General features: G+C 48.8%; 18 protein-coding genes. All 18 read left to right on the top strand.

The genetic code is table 11. The features are described 5' to 3' along the window. The first annotated feature begins 8 nt into the window (after positions 1-8). The 18 genes from rpmF to KNO72_RS02255 all read left to right on the top strand — a co-directional run bounded on the left by rpmF (position 9) and on the right by KNO72_RS02255 (position 17,187). A complete protein-coding gene (gene rpmF / locus KNO72_RS02340) occupies positions 9-182 on the top strand; it encodes a 50S ribosomal protein L32 (RefSeq protein ID WP_015881300.1) in 174 nt (57 codons plus the stop codon). Positions 183-298: 116 nt separating this feature from the next. After that, positions 299-1,141 carry a ketopantoate reductase family protein gene (locus KNO72_RS02335; RefSeq protein ID WP_214757139.1) on the top strand — a complete coding sequence of 281 codons (843 nt, stop codon included), beginning with the start codon at positions 299-301 and terminating at the stop codon, positions 1,139-1,141. After that, positions 1,135-1,494: a DUF3397 domain-containing protein gene (locus tag KNO72_RS02330; protein WP_015881302.1), complete on the top strand. Its 360-nt coding sequence runs from the start codon at positions 1,135-1,137 to the stop codon at positions 1,492-1,494. The genes KNO72_RS02335 and KNO72_RS02330 overlap by 7 nt, the downstream gene beginning before the upstream one ends. 24 nt (positions 1,495-1,518) lie before the next feature. Then, the gene (gene bshC / locus KNO72_RS02325; protein ID WP_214757138.1) at positions 1,519-3,075 is read left to right on the top strand and encodes a bacillithiol biosynthesis cysteine-adding enzyme BshC; all 1,557 of its coding nucleotides are present in this window, start codon (positions 1,519-1,521) and stop codon (positions 3,073-3,075) included. Positions 3,076-3,234: 159 nt separating this feature from the next. Next, positions 3,235-4,167, top strand: a complete 933-nt coding sequence (gene rsmH, locus KNO72_RS02320; protein WP_078146645.1) for a 16S rRNA (cytosine(1402)-N(4))-methyltransferase RsmH — start codon at positions 3,235-3,237, stop codon at positions 4,165-4,167. 24 nt (positions 4,168-4,191) lie between these two features. Continuing rightward, entirely contained in the window at positions 4,192-4,554 is a 363-nt protein-coding gene (ftsL, locus tag KNO72_RS02315; RefSeq protein ID WP_015881305.1) for a cell division protein FtsL, read from the top strand. After that, a complete protein-coding gene (locus KNO72_RS02310) occupies positions 4,554-6,701 on the top strand; it encodes a penicillin-binding protein (protein WP_078146646.1) in 2,148 nt (715 codons plus the stop codon). The genes ftsL and KNO72_RS02310 overlap by 1 nt, the downstream gene beginning before the upstream one ends. 57 nt (positions 6,702-6,758) lie before the next feature. After that, complete coding sequence (locus KNO72_RS02305; RefSeq protein ID WP_214684535.1) at positions 6,759-8,063, top strand: UDP-N-acetylmuramoyl-tripeptide--D-alanyl-D-alanine ligase; 1,305 nt, start codon at positions 6,759-6,761, stop codon at positions 8,061-8,063. A 21-nt stretch (positions 8,064-8,084) separates the two neighbouring features. Then, positions 8,085-9,044, top strand: coding sequence for a phospho-N-acetylmuramoyl-pentapeptide-transferase (mraY, locus tag KNO72_RS02300; RefSeq protein WP_214730954.1), 960 nt, complete (start codon positions 8,085-8,087; stop codon positions 9,042-9,044). A gap of 13 nt (positions 9,045-9,057) precedes the next feature. Further along, positions 9,058-10,395, top strand: a complete 1,338-nt coding sequence (gene murD, locus KNO72_RS02295; protein ID WP_214757137.1) for a UDP-N-acetylmuramoyl-L-alanine--D-glutamate ligase — start codon at positions 9,058-9,060, stop codon at positions 10,393-10,395. Then, positions 10,392-11,468 (top strand): undecaprenyldiphospho-muramoylpentapeptide beta-N-acetylglucosaminyltransferase, encoded by a 1,077-nt coding sequence (gene murG / locus KNO72_RS02290; protein WP_214757136.1) that lies wholly within the window; start codon positions 10,392-10,394, stop codon positions 11,466-11,468. The genes murD and murG overlap by 4 nt, the downstream gene beginning before the upstream one ends. 14 nt (positions 11,469-11,482) lie before the next feature. Next, a complete protein-coding gene (locus tag KNO72_RS02285; protein WP_015881311.1) occupies positions 11,483-12,253 on the top strand; it encodes a cell division protein FtsQ/DivIB in 771 nt (256 codons plus the stop codon). A 227-nt stretch (positions 12,254-12,480) separates the two neighbouring features. Beyond that, complete coding sequence (gene ftsA, locus KNO72_RS02280) at positions 12,481-13,767, top strand: cell division protein FtsA (protein WP_078146652.1); 1,287 nt, start codon at positions 12,481-12,483, stop codon at positions 13,765-13,767. Positions 13,768-13,813: 46 nt separating this feature from the next. Then, the gene (ftsZ, locus tag KNO72_RS02275; RefSeq protein ID WP_015881313.1) at positions 13,814-14,956 is read left to right on the top strand and encodes a cell division protein FtsZ; all 1,143 of its coding nucleotides are present in this window, start codon (positions 13,814-13,816) and stop codon (positions 14,954-14,956) included. Positions 14,957-15,007: 51 nt separating this feature from the next. Further along, the gene (gene pgeF / locus KNO72_RS02270) at positions 15,008-15,769 is read left to right on the top strand and encodes a peptidoglycan editing factor PgeF (RefSeq protein ID WP_214687901.1); all 762 of its coding nucleotides are present in this window, start codon (positions 15,008-15,010) and stop codon (positions 15,767-15,769) included. After that, positions 15,766-16,419 (top strand): YggS family pyridoxal phosphate-dependent enzyme, encoded by a 654-nt coding sequence (locus KNO72_RS02265; protein WP_214684527.1) that lies wholly within the window; start codon positions 15,766-15,768, stop codon positions 16,417-16,419. Before pgeF ends, KNO72_RS02265 begins: the two co-directional genes overlap by 4 nt. A gap of 23 nt (positions 16,420-16,442) precedes the next feature. Further along, positions 16,443-16,913 carry a cell division protein SepF gene (locus KNO72_RS02260; protein WP_214687903.1) on the top strand — a complete coding sequence of 157 codons (471 nt, stop codon included), beginning with the start codon at positions 16,443-16,445 and terminating at the stop codon, positions 16,911-16,913. A 4-nt stretch (positions 16,914-16,917) separates the two neighbouring features. Then, positions 16,918-17,187: a YggT family protein gene (locus KNO72_RS02255; RefSeq protein ID WP_015881317.1), complete on the top strand. Its 270-nt coding sequence runs from the start codon at positions 16,918-16,920 to the stop codon at positions 17,185-17,187. Positions 17,188-17,189 lie beyond the last annotated feature (2 nt).

Genomic DNA, 17,189 nt, shown 5'->3' with positions numbered 1-17,189 from the left:
GGACAACGATGGCAGTACCATTCCGTAGAACGTCGAAAACTCGCAAACGTCTTCGTCGTACTCACTTCAAACTCAACGTACCTGGTATGAACGAGTGCCCGAACTGTGGCGAAATGAAACTTTCACACCGTGTTTGCAAATCTTGCGGACATTACAACGGTAAAGAAGTAACAAGCAAATAATGCTTGAAGGAGTGACCTGTTCTCAGGTCGCTCCTTTTTTGTTTGTCTTTTTTGGGTCATGGCGAAAAGATGTGGTAAACTTTTTGTGCGAAAATAGTTCGAATAGGAGGAGGACCATGATGAACTCCATCAAACGAATTGGTATCATCGGAAACGGAGCGGTCGGATTATTGATGGCATCTTTGCTCGCAGATGATTACGACGTGACGCTCTACGGAAGAAGCGGGTCATCTGATCCACTTGTCATCACACGGACCGGCGTGACGGAAGGGACGGCACGTGTGTCGTTCCGTTCCAGTCAGACGCTTCAAGAAACGGACGAGGATCTCTTTTTTGTCACGACGAAAGCCCATCAAGTCGAGGAAGCGACGGCTCGCCTCTCGGGTAAGGTGCCCGTCTTTATTTGTTCGAATGGGATTGCCCATCTGGAATATGCGAAACGTCGAGGGTTTCATTTAGGTGTCGTCGAGCATGGGGTGACGAAGCGTGGTCATGAGGTTGAGCATCGTGGACTCGGACGGATTCGGATCGGAAGCACATCGGTACTACACCCTCTATCATTTCAAGAGAGCCCACTTCACATTGTGTGGGAAGAAGAGATTGAGCAAGTCGTCATTGAAAAATTGTTTGCTAATGCCATCATCAATCCCATTACAGCGTTATGCCGGGTCCCGAACGGCGCACTCGCCGGCTCACCATATCGTGAAATCGCACAATCGATTTACGATGAGTTGGTGCCTTTGTTTGCGCAGCAAGTCTCATTTTCCTACATCGAGACGATTATCGAACGTACCGCACAGAATCGCTCCTCGATGTTGCGCGATCTTGAAGAAGGTCGGCCGACCGAGGTGGATGCAATTTTGAAACCGGTGATTGAAAAAGCCGAACAAATGCAGATTTCTCTCACTGTCATTCCGCTATTACATAAACTGATTCTAGGAGCGAGCGCATCGTGTTAGTGTATATCGTTTCATTTCCACTCATCTTATGGTTTATGGTGTATATGATACTTAGAAAAATTATGCCGAAATCAATCAACTCATTCAAGCTCGCATGCGATGCCGGAGTCATCCTTTGGTTTTATGCATGCAGTATTTTACTTGAGGCCATCGTCGGGACGGATATGTTGCTGTTATTGCTCGCAGCCTGCTGTGCGATTTTCCCAATCAATGCGATTTGGCAGCGGATTCGTTATGAGGAAGTGTTGTTCACGAAGATGTTCGTCCATGGTTGGCGGTTACTCTTCTTGCTACTTGTTCCGACCCACGCCATTTTATTCGCGATCGGTGTAGCCCAAGGCATGATTCGTTGATTGATTGAAAGGAAGTTGTTATACGTGAAGGTAGAAGCATTTGATGCTCTATATGCATCCACATCACCGATGATTCAAATCGATCATGAATATGGTCGCTGGCTCGATTATCGAGGGATGGATGAAATCGAAAAACGTGCCGAGGAGGTCTCAGGGCGCACCTATGAGCATCTGTCGGAGCTCGTCGAGATAATCAAGGGGCAACAAGAACAGTTCGGGGAACTTTCGGAAGAGTTGGAAGCGAAGCTGGAGTTACTCGCTCAGCGAAAAGCGTACGTGATGGTGACGGGGCAACAGGTCGGCGTATATGGAGGACCTTTGTTTGCCGTATACAAACTGTTAGCGGTCATCAAACGGGCAAAACAGGCTGAAGCGAAATTAGGGAAACCGGTCCTTCCTGTCTTCTGGATGGCTACGGAAGATCATGACTTTGCTGAAATCAACCATGTCTTCACAACACAGGCGTTTTCGAGGACGTTGAAAAAAGATGCCTTGTCATCGTTACCGCTTGCAGGAAAAGCATCGATAGGGGACTTAGAGTTCGAACGGGTAAAGCTCGAACTTGTTCAAATGGCGCAACGTCTTCTACTGAATGAAACAGAGACACCGTATACTTCACATTTGTATCATGAGCTGATTGACCTCATTCAAGTGAGTCGTTCGTTCGCTCACTTTTTCGGTGGAATGATGCGGCGATTCGTCGGATCTGACTTTTTATTGTTTGACCCGCACGCGAAAGACGTACGGGCTCTCGAACGACCGATGTTCCGACGTCTCATCGAGCATCATGACAAGCTCCATGAAGCGCTCGGTCATGCGTATGAAGAAGGGATGCCATCGGTCGACTTGAACAGAGATGCGGCCCATCTGTTTTATCACGATGGGACACGAGAGCTGCTCACAAAGGTCGATGGCGTGTTCACGACAAAGCGAGGGCATCGCTTCACTGAAGGCGAACTGCTCACAGAGATAGAGACGCACCCGGAGCGTTTCTCAAATAACGTGGTCTCCCGTCCGCTCATGCAGGATTTCCTGTTCCCGACTCTTGGGTATGTGGCAGGTCCCGGTGAAATTGCCTATTGGCTCCAGCTTCGACCGCTCTTCCACGTGATGGGCTGGAAGATGCCACTGCTCTTGCCGCGTCTTGGTGCGTTGATCGTGTCAAGAAATGATGAGAAGAAGCTTCGTCAAGAAAGCGTGACATTGGAGCAGTATATGAAGCAACCGCTTCCGGACCATGCCTTTGACGACGAAGCGTTTGAAGAAGAGCTATATGCGTACCGGACGCTCACGGAGGCCGTCAGTCATGAGGCAGGGAAACAAGGAAGACGATTTGAGGCGAAGTCGAGACATGTGCTCGAGCGATTGGCAGATGAGATGCGTGCCGAATCGAAGCGAGAACAATATCGCTTGAATGCACGACGGATTCATCTATCGACCCGACTGTTCCCGATGGATGCCCCTCAAGAACGTATCCTCTCGATGGTTCCGATGCTAAATCGTCACGGACTAGATATGTTTCAACGATTGAAACAGGCATATGAACAATCCGATTCGGAGCGATGTTTGTTCTATGTATAATCATTTTTTGGAGAGCTCTTGACATTTGTCAGGAGCTTTTTTTCGTTGTTACCTTTTTGTTTCCTCTTTTCACTAAAAACCTGTACGGACCTTGACATTTTTATGATAAAGTAAGTGTAATAAAACAGTTGAAATATGTAGGTTGAGAGGGTTTTTTGAATGTTTGAGCATGAAACGGTTTTAAAAATGGAGTCCATTGAGGGATTGAACATCAAACCAGATGGGGTATATGTCGATTGTACGTTAGGTGGAGCGGGTCATAGTGAAGAAATCGCAAAGCGTCTAACGACGGGTCAACTATATGCGTTCGACCAAGATGACGTCGCGCTCGCACATGCGAAAGAGCGATTGGCTCCTTATGAAGGCCGTGTGACGTTTATAAAGAGCAATTTCGTTCACTTGAAGGAAGAACTCGCCCAACGTGGTGTGACAAAAGTGGACGGTGTACTATTCGACCTAGGCGTTTCTTCGCCACAGCTAGATGAGGCGGAGCGCGGGTTCAGTTACAACTATGACGCACCGCTCGATATGAGAATGGACCGGTCACGGGACTTTTCAGCCTATCATGTTGTGAACGAATGGTCGTTCGGAGAACTTGCTCGTATTTTCTTTACATACGGGGAGGAAAAGTTTTCAAAGCAAATCGCACGAAAGATTGAGCAAGCCCGTGCCGATAAACCGATTGAGACGACATTCGAGCTTGTCGACTTGATTAAAGAAGCGATTCCTGCACCAGCTAGACGAAAAGGCGGACACCCGGCGAAGCGGACGTTCCAAGCGATTCGAATCGCCGTCAATGATGAGTTGAACGTATTCGACCGCGCCGTTCAAGATGCGATTGATTTACTTGCATTGAATGGACGCATCTGTGTCATCACGTTCCATTCGTTAGAAGACCGCATTTGTAAACAAGTGTTCAAAGAGCGAAGCCAGCATCCACCATTACCACCGGGGTTGCCGGTCATTCCGAAAGAATTTGAACCGGAACTCAAACTCATCACGCGTAAGCCGATTGTGGCGAGTGAGGGAGAACTTGAAGATAACCGTCGTTCACGCTCTGCTAAGTTGAGAGTGGCCGAAAAACAAAAATAACCGAGAGTGTAGGAGGGATACCTGATGCCAGAAGCTGCCCGTAAGGCGTTGCAGCCTCAAGTAACACCGAATCGAAATCCGATTCCGCAAGAACGACCAATACCTGCTCCAAAACGACGCACGTTGACCTTGTTTGAATCGATCCTGTATCCAGTGATGATTGGTTCAGTGGTCATGTTCGGTGGCATCACGGTGTCGAAGCACAATGAAGCGTATAATATTATGCGTGATACAGCAGCCGTCAATCAGCAGGTCGACGGGGTTGCAAAAGAAAACGAAGAACTAAAGTATGAAATCGCCCAATTAAGCTCGCCCGAAAGAATTTATGCGATTGCCGAGAAGCTCGGAATGAAATTCAATGAAAAGAATGTCAAGGTGATTGATTGATGAATTCTTTAAAACAGAGTAAAAAAAGAGTGGCGTGGGTAGCGATTGTCTGCTTCACCCCGCTCTTTTTATTTTTTGTTGGATGGTTCCTTTATTTATCCGTCACCCATACGTACAAAGGGGAGAACATGCTCGCATTCGCGGAAGAGCAACGGTGGAAAGCGGTCAGTACGTTAGAAGCGGAACGGGGCGAGGTATATGATCGCTTCGGTCAACCGATTGCCATCAACATTCCATCATACCGGCTCGTTGCCGTTTTGAAACTCGGTGGTGAGCGGGTCAAAGGGAAGACGCTTATGCCCGATGAGTTCGCCGAAGCGGCGAAGCAATTGTCGACCGTGCTTCCTATGACAGAAGCCGATTTATTGAAACGGCTTGAACAAAATGCCGACCTTGGACAAATCGAGTTCGGTGTTCCCGGTCGTGACTTGACCGTAGAACAAAAAGAAGAGATCGAAGCATTCGACCTAAACGGCATCACGTTTGTCGAGGAACCGAAGCGCTATTACCCGAACAAAGTATTTGCTTCCTCGGTAATCGGATATGCCCAGAAAATTGACCAGAACGGTCGTATCGAACTCGTCGGTGAATTAGGGATTGAAAAGTCTCTGAATGATATTTTAAGTGAATCGTACGGTCTGTATCGATTTGAGAAAGATTTGGCAGGTCGTGAACTCATATCGAGTGACGAGCAGTTGAAGATTGAACCGGAAGACGGGGCGGACGTCCAATTGACAATCGACCACAGAATCCAACAGTTGCTCGAAACGAAGATGAATGAGTTGTATGAGGAGTATGAGCCGAAACATGCGACGGCCATCATCATGGACCCGAAAACGGGAGAGATCATCGCACTATCGGACCGACCATCGTTTGATCCGAACACACGCGAGATTTCTTCGTACAGTAACTTCTCTGTTTCGTCTCGATTCGAACCTGGATCGACGATGAAGATCTTTACGCTCGCGGCAGCCATCAACGAAGGCGTGTACAATCCGAATGAGCTGTACAAATCCGGTTCATACAAATATGGCAAGACGGTCTTCAATGATTACAACATTACGGGATGGGGTACCATTCCTATGGTAGAAGGCGTCTGGCATTCGTCGAACGTAGCATTCTCGATTTTAGCGAACGAACGACTTGGTCTCAGTCGATATGAAGATTACTTTAAAGCTTTCAAGTTTGATCAGCGGACAGGAATCGATTTGCCTGGAGAGGTCAATAGTCAATTCGATTTCGAAAGTCCGATGAACGTCTTGATTACGGCATGGGGACAATCGACAGCGGTGACACCGATGCAAATTTTGCAAGCGACATCGGCCATCGCAACGGATGGGACGATGAAGCAACCGCACCTCATCAAGAAAATCGTCAACAGCGAGACCGGCGAAACGATTCGGACGACCAATCCGAAAGAAGTCGGTCAACCGATCACGGCGGAGACAGCCAAAAAGACACGTGAAGCGCTCGACGGTGTCGTCAATAGCGATGTGGGAACCGGGCAACTGTATGCGTTAGACAACTATCGTGTCGTCGGAAAGACCGGTACCGCTCAAATCGCCGAGAACGGAAAATATTTGAGTGGACAGTATATTCACTCATTCGTCGGGATGGCTCCGGAAGACGATCCGGAACTTGTCATGTATATCGCGGTGGACAGACCGAACAGTGACTCGTCTACGACCGGGCCACGAATCATGGCGCCACTTTTCAAAGACGTGATGGATGTCGCATTACGTTACCGGAGTGTCGAGCCTGAAAAACAAGAAAAAGCAGTCGAAGCCTCGACGAAGACAACGTCTTCTTATATCGGTCAAAACCGTGAAGAGGCAGTGAACGCATCGACGGAGAATTCCTTCAATCCGATCGTGTTAGGTGATGGAGACGAAGTGATTGCGCAGAGTCCTGTGAAAGGACAATCTTATGTCGTCGGTGAACGATTGTTGCTAAAAACGAGCGAGTCGTTTACGATGCCTACATTAAAAGGTTGGTCGTTACGTGACGTCAAACGTTTAGCGACCCTTTATCAATTAAATTTAGAAATCGACGGTACCGGATTTGTCACATCGCAATCGATTGGCAAAGGGAAACCGGTCAAAACAGGTGCCTCCTTGAAAGTGAAGTTGGAGACACCGTCGAATTAACGCACGAGATGAAGAGGGCTGCGGCTCTCTTTTCCTATGTAAGAGGAGGAAGTTTGTATGGAACAACTGACAGTTCAAAAATTGGCATCATGGTTTGGGATGGATCTACATGACGAGCGTCTCGTCGAACGGGTCGCCACAGATTCGAGAGATGCAAACGAGGCGGGTCTCTTCGTCCCAATCGTCGGGGCGCGAGTCGACGGCCATGACTACATCGAGGCGGCCGTTGAAAAGGGTGCGATTGTCACGTTCTGGGAAGAGGGTCGCCCTCAACCAGACAACCTGGTTGTCATCCCTGTGAAATCGACGGTCGAGGCATTGCAAACGGCAGCAGCCCGATATTTAGAAGAGATTAATCCGCTCGTCGTCGCCATTACGGGCTCGAATGGGAAGACGTCGACAAAAGACATGGTCGCTGTCGTGCTCGAGGAGAAGTTCAAGACGCATAAGACAGCCGGAAATTTCAACTCGGACGTCGGCTTGCCACTTACCGTTCTCAGAATGCCACTGGATACGGAAGTAGCCGTCCTAGAGATGGGAATGAACGGATTCGGTCAAATCGAGACGCTGTCAAAACTCGCCAAGCCTGATGTGGCGTTTGTGACGAATATCGGGGAGTCCCACGGTGAACAAGTCGGCGGACGGACAGGTATCGCCAAGGCGAAACTTGAGATCAAGGCCGGTCTCAAAGCAGACGGTCGCTTGATCGTCGATGCGGATGAGCCACTTCTTTCCGGTCAAGGCTATCGTGTCGGATACGATGAAACGGCAGACGGGAAAATTGAAGTGATCGAAACGACATTTGACGCATCGATCTTTAAATACAACGGGGACTTGTATGAACTAAAGGTGCTCGGTGCCCATCAGATTCGAAACGCAGCCTATGCAATCGCGTGTGGACTTGCGTTCGGTCTCGATCATGCGATGATTCAACGTGGCCTAGACCGAATCAAGTTGACATCGATGCGGATGGAAAAACAGATGTTCGGCGAAGCTCACCTCATTAACGATGCCTATAACGCAAGTCCGACGTCGATGATTGCAGCGATTGAGACAGTCAAGTCGCTTGAAGGATTCTCGAAGCGTGTGCTCGTCCTTGGAGATATGTACGAGTTAGGAATGGATGAACAACTGCAACACGAACAAGTCGGTGGCGCGGTGACGTCTCCCGTGACCGATTGTATTCTCGTCGGCGACAAAGCAAAATGGATTGCCGATGGAATTCAAGATTCACGAGTGAACGTTAAAATGGTCCCGACGGTTGAGGAAGCGAAGGCGCTCCTTCATCATTATCAACGACCGGATACTGTGGTATTGTTAAAGGCATCTCGAGGACTGGCGCTTGAGCGTCTTGTTCAATAAATAGAGTAGTGAGGTAGCAACATGTTAATTAGTTTAATCGTATTAATCAGTTCATTATTAAGTGTCTTGATCGTGATGCCGCGAGCCATCCCAGCATTGCGTCAATTAAAGTTCGGACAAGAGATTCGTGATGAAGGTCCAGGTTGGCACCAGAAGAAGTCGGGTACACCGACGATGGGTGGGATTGTCATCCTGCTCGCCATTCTCGTCGGATTCATCGTATCCGTCATCTTCGGCGAAGCGGTCGCAGGATTCGGTACCCTTCTATTCGTTACGATGGCATTCGGTGTCATCGGTTTCTTGGATGACTACATCAAAGTCGTCAATAAACGAAACCTCGGATTGACGTCCCTTCAGAAGTTGATCGGTCAAATCGTGGTATCGGTATTGTTTGCATGGTTCTTGTCACTCGGAGGAGACCTCGATACATCAATCTCGATCCCGTTCACGTCGATTTCGTTCGATACTGGATGGTTCTATATCGCCATCGTCATCTTCTGGCTCGTCGGGTTCTCGAACGCTGTCAACTTGACGGATGGATTAGACGGACTCGTCTCGTTCTCGGCCATCCCGACGTTCATATTCTTTGGGATTTACGCCCTTACACAAGATGAACTTGGGATTGCTTGGTTCGCGTTTGCGGTCGTCGGTGCCTTGATCGGGTTCCTAGTCTTCAATAAGTATCCGGCTAAAATCTTCATGGGGGACACCGGTTCGCTCGCACTAGGCGGAGCCGTCGCTGGACTCGCTTTGATGTTGAAGCTCGAATTACTTCTCGTCTTCGTCGGCATCATCTTCGTCATCGAGACGTTGAGCGTCATCTTGCAAGTCATCTCGTTTAAAACGACGGGGAAACGACTCTTCAAGATGAGTCCGATCCATCACCACTTCGAAATGGTCGGGTGGTCAGAATGGCGCATCGTACTCACGTTCGGAGGCATCAGTTTAATTACAGCAGGTTTATCATTACTACTCATGTAAAAGGGTGAGACAGATGGAAAAGCAATGGCACGGTAAAAAAGTTCTTGTCCTCGGTGCTGCGAAGAGCGGTATTGCGGCGGCGACATATCTGCATCATGCGGGAGCAGATGTGACGATCAATACGGGGAATATCCCTCCGGAAGACGAACAGGAAAAAATTCAGGCTCTCGGGATTCAATCGGTGTTTAACGAGCATCCCCTCGCTCTGTTGAATGAGACAGAGGTGATTGTCAAAAACCCAGGCATCCCGTATCAGATTCCATTGCTTCAGGAAGCGATGTCTCGTCATATCCCGATCTATACTGAAGTGGAACTTGCTTATTTAGCAACGGAGGCGGAATTTGTTGCCATCACTGGCTCAAATGGGAAAACGACAACCACGACACTCGTCTATGAATTGCTCAAAGGTGGGGAGCGTCCGGTGCATCTTGCGGGAAACATCGGATTCCCTGCGATTGAAGTGGCGTCTCAGGCGAAGGCGGGCGATTTGATTGTGATTGAATTGTCGAGTTTTCAATTGATGGGGATTGAGTCGTTTCATCCTCGCTCGGCGGCACTACTCAATCTATCGGAAGCTCATTTGGACTATCATGGGGATTTTGATGCGTATGCGGATGCAAAAGGAAACTTGTTCCGTCGAATGACGAATGCAGATCAAATCGTCGTGAAAGTGACAGATCCGGAAGTGATGAAACGTGTCCCGGGAGAGATTGAACCGACTACGTTCAGCTTTGACCGGGGTGAAGCTTCTGTCGTCGATGGATGGGTCACGGTTCGTGGTGAAAAAATCATGCCGGTAAATGAGTTGGCATTAGGCGGGGCGCACAACGTGGAAAATGTATTGGCTGCACTACTCTTAGTGGAACCATTCGCTATTCCACGTACGCATATCGAACGTGTGTTACGAAACTTCGGTGGCGTCGCGCATCGGACCGAGAGTCTCGGTGATGTGCTCGGACGTGCCGTCTACAATGATTCGAAAGCGACGAACAACGTGGCGGCGGAAGCTGCGTTACGTGGATTTGACGCCCCAATCGTCTGGCTTTGTGGTGGTCTCGAGCGTGGTGCGGACTTATCTTCGCTCGCCCCGGCTCTCTCAAACGTAAAAGCTGTCATCGCGTATGGTGAGACGAAAGAGCGTTTTAAAGAGCTCGGCGAGTCCCGACAGATTCCATCTTTCACCGTCGAGACGTTGGCAGACGCCGTTCCGCTCGCGTTTGAGCAATCCGAGACGGGAGACGTCATCTTACTCTCACCCGCTTGTGCTAGCTGGGATCAATTTAAAACGTTTGAAGAACGAGGCGAGCAGTTCGTTCAACTCGTCCGTTCATATGAGGAGGCGAACCGATGAAAATCATGATTTCTGGTGGTGGTACCGGTGGTCATATTTATCCGGCACTCGCATTGATTGAAACGCTAAAAAAACGTCACCCGGATTTACAGGTACAATACATCGGGACGGAGAATGGGTTAGAAGCTGATCTCGTACCGCGAGCCGGTGTCCCGTTCAAGTCGATTCAAATCGCAGGTCTGAAGCGTTCCCTTTCACTCGAGAACGTGAAGACAGCCTACTGGTTTTTGAAAGCCGTTCGGGCATTGAAAAAAGACATGGCGGCGTTTAAGCCGGACGTCGTGATTGGGACGGGTGGTTTCGTATCCGGCCCCGTCGTCTATACGGCACAACAGCTTGGGATCCCCACGATTCTGCATGAACAAAACAGTATCCCGGGATTAACTAACAAATTCTTATCGAAGAAAGCCGATCGGGTTGCCCTCTCGTTCAAAGGCTCAGATGTCCATTTCCCGGGTGCGAACGTTCGCTTGATTGGAAACCCGCGTGGTAGCGAAGTCTTGCAAACGGAAGTCGATGAGGCGTCCGTCCGCGAACAGTATCGTTTAGATGACCGTCCGATCGTCTTGGTGTATGGTGGGAGCCGCGGAGCCGAGGCAATCAACCGAGCGGTCGTGGAAGCGATCCCGTCGCTCTCAGAATTGCCAATCAACGTCCTTTACGTCACGGGGAAAGTGCATTTCGATGCGGTGTCGAAACAGGCGCCATCTTCTGATAATGTACACATCCATCCATACGTGTACGATATGCCATCTTTACTCGCCTGTACGTCACTCGTCATCTCACGAGCTGGCGCTTCGACGATTTCAGAATTGACCGCCATTGGTTTACCGAGCATTTTGGTACCTAGTCCGTACGTGACAGCTGACCATCAAACGAAAAATGCTTCGGCCCTCGTCGAGAACAGGGCGGCCATCCTTGTGAAAGAAGAGGCGTTGACGGGTGTTACGCTCGTAGAAGCGATTCGTCAAGCACTCGAACAGCGTGATGAGATGGCGAACGCATCGCGTGCACTCGGTTTCCCGGACGCGTCAGATGCATTGGCCGACCTGGTAGAAGAAGTCATTCAATAAAGGAGTAGAACCCGATGGAACCAAGCCAACAAACGGTACGTAGTCTCGAAGACCGTATTCCATACATGAAAAAACAACGGCGTAAAAAAGCGAACCGTCGGATGTTCTCTGTACTCTCACTGTTTGGAATTCTCATCCTACTCGTGGTCTACATGCAGACTTCGATGTCGAACGTGAAAGAAGTGAAGGTATCGGGTCTTTACTGGTTAGAAGAAACGTACGTGTTTCAGGACATGAAGCTCGATTCATCGACGAAGTTTGTCAGTCTGTCCCCAAACAAGATGAGTGAACAGATGGAAAAGTTGCCTGGTGTCAAACGGGTAGAAATCGATCGTTCTTGGTATAACAAGGTTCAAATCACCGTGACAGAAGAGAAAATGATCGCTTATGCGAAAGCGGAAAAAGGAGATGTCGTCGTGTTAGCCGACGGTTCACTCCATCCGACCGGAGCCATCACCGATCCGCAAAAGCTAAAGGACGGACCACTCTTACGAGAGTTCAACACAGAAGAAGAACTCGAAAAGATCGCAAGTGAACTCGAGCGGGTCGATGATGCGACACGGGCTCGTATGTCAGAAGTGATTTTATCGAAACGAAAAGATGAGCCGACGCGATACGAGATTTTTATGAACGATGGCAACACGTTACTCACACCGACATTGAAGTTAAGCGAGACCGTATCAAAGTATGGAGAAATTTATGAAAACATCCCGAAAGGTGAGCGTGGGACAGTCGTCATGGATGGTGGTTTTTATTTTGTTCCATACAAGAAAACGAATGAATAATCAGTTATATTACAGTCCTTAGACACATAAGGGCTGTTTTTTTGTCGTTTGTAAACGAATTGATAACGCGAAACCGCTTAAATTGTAGGATTCTACCTTTTCTCACTATCTTATTTGTTGTAAACTTAGACGTGAGATATCTTGTCGAAACCAACAATTTTTTTGGATATCTGTATATGTGTCAAGCAATTGGAACAGAAAAATTATAGAGCGGAGGTGTTTCCCTTTTGGAAGCGAATGGTTATGTGGCCGCATTAGATATTGGAACGTCAGAGATTAAGCTCGTCGTCGGTGAATTGCTCGGCGGAACGCTTAATATTTTGGCAGAAGGGTGTGCACCGTCTGCGGGTGTAAAACGTGGCGCTGTCGTAGACATCGATAAAACAGTCCAAGCGATCAAACAGGCCGTTGAGCATGCTGAGACATCGCTAGGTGATCAAATTCGATCAGTATACGTTGCCATCGAAGGGGAGCATATCCAAATTGCCCCATGTCATGGAATTGCATCCGTGAAGCGAGAAGATCAAGAAATTACCGACGCAGACGTGATGGAAGTCATCAACTCGGCACAAGTGATGCGATTACCGGACGAGATGAGTGTCATCGATGTGATCCCATCTTCATTCACGGTTGATCAGCAAACCGGCGTTGTCGATCCACGGGGCATGTTAGGCTATCGACTTGAGATGCACGGGAAAATGGTGACCGGGTCGAAGACCATTTTACATAGTATTCGTCGTTCGATTGAACGGGCAGGATTACAACTCGAAGGTTTTATTCTAGGAAACCTTGCCCTCGGTATGAGCGCAGCTTCTGTAGATGAAATCGATTTAGGAATCGGGCTTGTCGATGTCGGACATGAAAAGACGACGGTCTCCGTATTTTATCGGGGAGATCTCGTCTACTCGTATATCCTCCCGGTCGGTGGAGATCATATGACGAGAGACTTGGTCTATAAACTCAATTGTAAATATCAAGACGCCAAAGTGGCGAAAGAAGAATATGGTCTCGCTCTTGAAGAAATGGCTGATGAGACAGAAGGTTTCTCCTACACGAACATCAATGGGGAAGTGGCGTTCGAACCACAGTCAGAAATTAGCTACGTTTTAGAAGCGAGAATAGAGGAAATGTTTACCCTTATGTTGAATAAGGTTCAAAAAGTAGGTGTTCCGATGCTGAATGGCGGATACTTACTTTGCGGTGGGGCAGCTGCTCTACCTGGTATTCAGGAGTTGGCGACTCGTATTATGGGCCAAAAGACGAGATTGTATCAACCATCGTCGATTGGTGTCAGACATCCAAAATACGCGACAGCCGTCGGCGTGTTGAAATATGTCTTGATGAGTGATCATCACGTTTCGAAATCTCAGCTTGAAAAACCGGAAGTTCGCCAGGAAACACTTCACAAGAAGCCGGAAGCGACCGATATTCATGTAGGAGAGAACGAATACGAGAGCGATCAAGAGTCGAAAAAAGGGTTTAGTCGTTTGATGGAAAAATTATTTGGCGTTTAAGCTGACGATGTAATACAACTTGGAAAATACGTAGGGGGATACCTGAATGATGTACTTTGATGAGGCGATTGACGCCGTAGCGAAAATTAAAGTAATTGGAGTCGGTGGCGGCGGGTCAAACGCCGTTAACCGCATGATTGAACATGGGGTACAAGGAGTCGAGTTCATCGCAGTCAACACGGATGCACAAGCGTTGAACATGTCGAAAGCCGACGTGAAGCTTCAGCTTGGTGCAAAATTGACACGTGGTCTCGGTGCAGGTGCGAACCCGGATATCGGTAAAAAAGCGGCTGAAGAAAGCCGCGAACAGTTGATTGAAGCACTTGACGGTGCGGACATGGTGTTCGTCACGGCTGGGATGGGTGGCGGAACGGGAACAGGTGCCGCTCCAGTCATCGCCGAGATTTCAAAAGAAATCGGCGCACTCACGGTCGGTGTCGTGACGAAACCGTTCATGTTCGAAGGACGGAAGCGTATGCAACACGCACAGCACGGCATTCAAGCGTTCAAAGAAAAAGTAGATACCCTCATTGTGATTCCGAACGATAAGCTCCTTGAAATCGTGGAACGCAACACACCGATGATCGAAGCGTTCCGTGAAGCGGATAACGTCCTCCGTCAAGGTGTACAGGGGATCACGGACTTGATTGCCATCCCGGGTCTCATTAACCTCGACTTCGCGGACGTGAAAACGATCATGACGGAGAAAGGGTCTGCCCTCATGGGTGTCGGTGTCGCGACAGGTGAAAACCGTGCCGTTGAAGCAGCGAAGAAAGCCATTTCGTCACCACTTCTCGAATCTTCAATCGAAGGTGCGAAAGGTGTCTTGATGAACATCACGGGTGGACTTAGCCTCAGCTTGTTCGAAGTGACAGAGGCGGCTCAAATCGTTCAAAGTGCGGCCGATGAAGAAGTGAACTTGATCTTCGGTTCGGTCATCAACGAAAACTTGAACGATGAGATCATCGTCACCGTGATTGCAACTGAATTCGCTGAAGAAGCACAAGGGACGAACCCGTTCCTTCAGCAGCCGAAAAAACAGCCTGAGGTTGAGAACAAGGAACCCCAACCAAAAGCAAATGAAGCGGCTCAACAAGACGAAGGGAACTTCCATCGCCCAGTGTATGGAGGAGACGTCCCAGACGAGACGATCAACATCCCTGCGTTTGTGAGACAACGCCGTAACTAAACAACTAGGGGTGCCGGTACTCGGCATCCCTTTTTCTAAAAGGAGAGACCGATGCAACTGCTACATACTTGGGAAACCGAAACAGCCCGTTATCATGCTTACGTGACGACACGAAAAGATGGACACAATGCGGGAAACGTCGGACTGCACGTGGGCGATGAAATCGACCGCGTCGTCGAAAATCGGCAACAGTTCTTTCAACAAGCTGGGCTCGCGTTAGAGGACTCCGTGTGGGCGGATCAAGTGCACGGCACAGCGGTCCAGGTCGTCGATTCGTCGGACAAAGGTAAGGGTGCGTTTCGATATGAAGAGGCGATTCCGAAAACAGACGGTCTTCTCACGACCGAAGACGCGCTACCGTTAGCCCTCGTCTTTGCTGATTGTGTGCCTCTCTTCTTCTGTGCGAAAGATCATGGGGTCATCGGCATCGCTCATGCTGGGTGGAAGGGGACGGTCGGAAACATCGTCAAGACCATGATGCAGATGTTTGCTGAGAAGGGAATCGAGGCGACCGATGTAGAAATGCTCGTCGGTCCGTCCATCTCAGGAAGTGACTATGAGGTCGATGGTCGTGTCCTGCATGCCGTCCGGGACGTTTCGCCGGTCGCATATGAACGGGCAGTGCGAAACGAATCGGGAGACCACGCCCTCTTGTCCCTTCAAACCGTCAATGAAGTATTGGCAAAAGAACATGACACTGCGGTCATGCAATCGAATTTAACGACTGGCGCGGACAGCCCGTTTTTCTCCTATCGAGACGGAGAGACGAAACGTCGGTTTGCGGCAGTCATCGTCAAGGAGCGGAAATCGTGAGTATTTCAGATAATGTAAAACAAGTTCAATCCATCATTTCATCACACGTTCAAGAAGTTGAGCCGACACTCATCGCCGTCACGAAATCCGTAGGCGTCGATGTGGCCAACGCTCTTTACGCAGAAGGAATTCGTGATTTCGGAGAAAACCGTCCGGATTCACTGCTCGAGAAAGTTGAAGGGATGCCGAAGGATGCCAGATTTCATTTTATCGGTACGTTACAGACACGAAAAGTGAGACAAATCATTGATTACGTCGCGGCCATCCACTCTCTTGACCGGTTGTCTCTCGCAGCAGAGATTGACAAGCGCGCGAACGGGACAATCGATTGTTTCGTTCAAGTGAACACGTCAGGAGAAGATTCAAAACATGGTCTCGAAATAGAGGAAGTCGTGCCCTTCATCGAGAACTGTAAACAGTATCCTCATATTCGAATCATCGGGCTGATGACGATGGCACCGTTCACTGAAGAAGAGTTCGTCCTTCGTGAAACGTTCCGCCGTCTCCGTCATCTACGTGATGAAGTGAAGGCAAATGCGTATGACCACGCACCATGCACGGAGCTGTCGATGGGGATGTCAAACGATTATCCAATCGCGATTGAAGAAGGCGCATCGTTTGTTCGTATTGGTACCGTACTTGTGCAATAATATATCTTAAGGAGGAATCCGTTATGTCAATCAAAAACAAAATGAAAGATTTCTTTGGACTCGAAGAAGATCCGAACAACACATATGATGAAGAAGAGTATGCTGTCGCAAATGCAGCAGCTCCTTCTACAACCGAAACATCGGTTGTCAGACAGGATGATCGTCCAAAATCAGCGAACAATCTCGTGGCGTTAAATACGAAAAAGAAAGACCGTTCGAAAGTCGTATTGGCTGAGCCACGTGTGTTCGCTGAAGCGCAAGACATTAGCGATCATTTGAAAGAAAACCGTGCTGTCATCGTCAATCTTCAGCGCATGTCAAAAGAGCAATCGCGTCAAGTCGTCAACTTCCTCTCAGGTGTCGTATACGCCCTTGAGGGATCGATGACTTCGATTGGACATAACACGATTCTGTGTACTCCGAACAATGTCGAATTGACTGGTTCAATCTCAAACTTGATCTCGGAGGATGAACTTCACAGTAAAGGGTGGTAACTGAATGGAAAACGTAATCCCTGCCTTAGGCAACACGTTGAGCGACTTACTTGGCATCTATAGTTGGGTCCTCATCGGCTATATCTTATTATCGTGGTTCCCGAACGCACGCGAATCTAAATTTGGTCAAATCTTATCGTTTTTGTGTGAACCGTTCTTGGCGCCGTTTCGCCGAATCATCCCGCCGATTGGTGGCATGCTCGATATCTCCCCAATCGTCGCGTTGTTCGTGCTTCGCATGGCCCAAGCCGGAATCGCTGCGATCTTTGGGTGACG

This window comes from Exiguobacterium sp. s123 (genome assembly GCF_018617075.1).
GTDB lineage: Bacteria > Bacillota > Bacilli > Exiguobacteriales > Exiguobacteriaceae > Exiguobacterium > Exiguobacterium profundum.
Note: the sequence above shows the minus strand (reverse complement) of the source record. Positions and strands in the feature narration are given on the sequence as shown.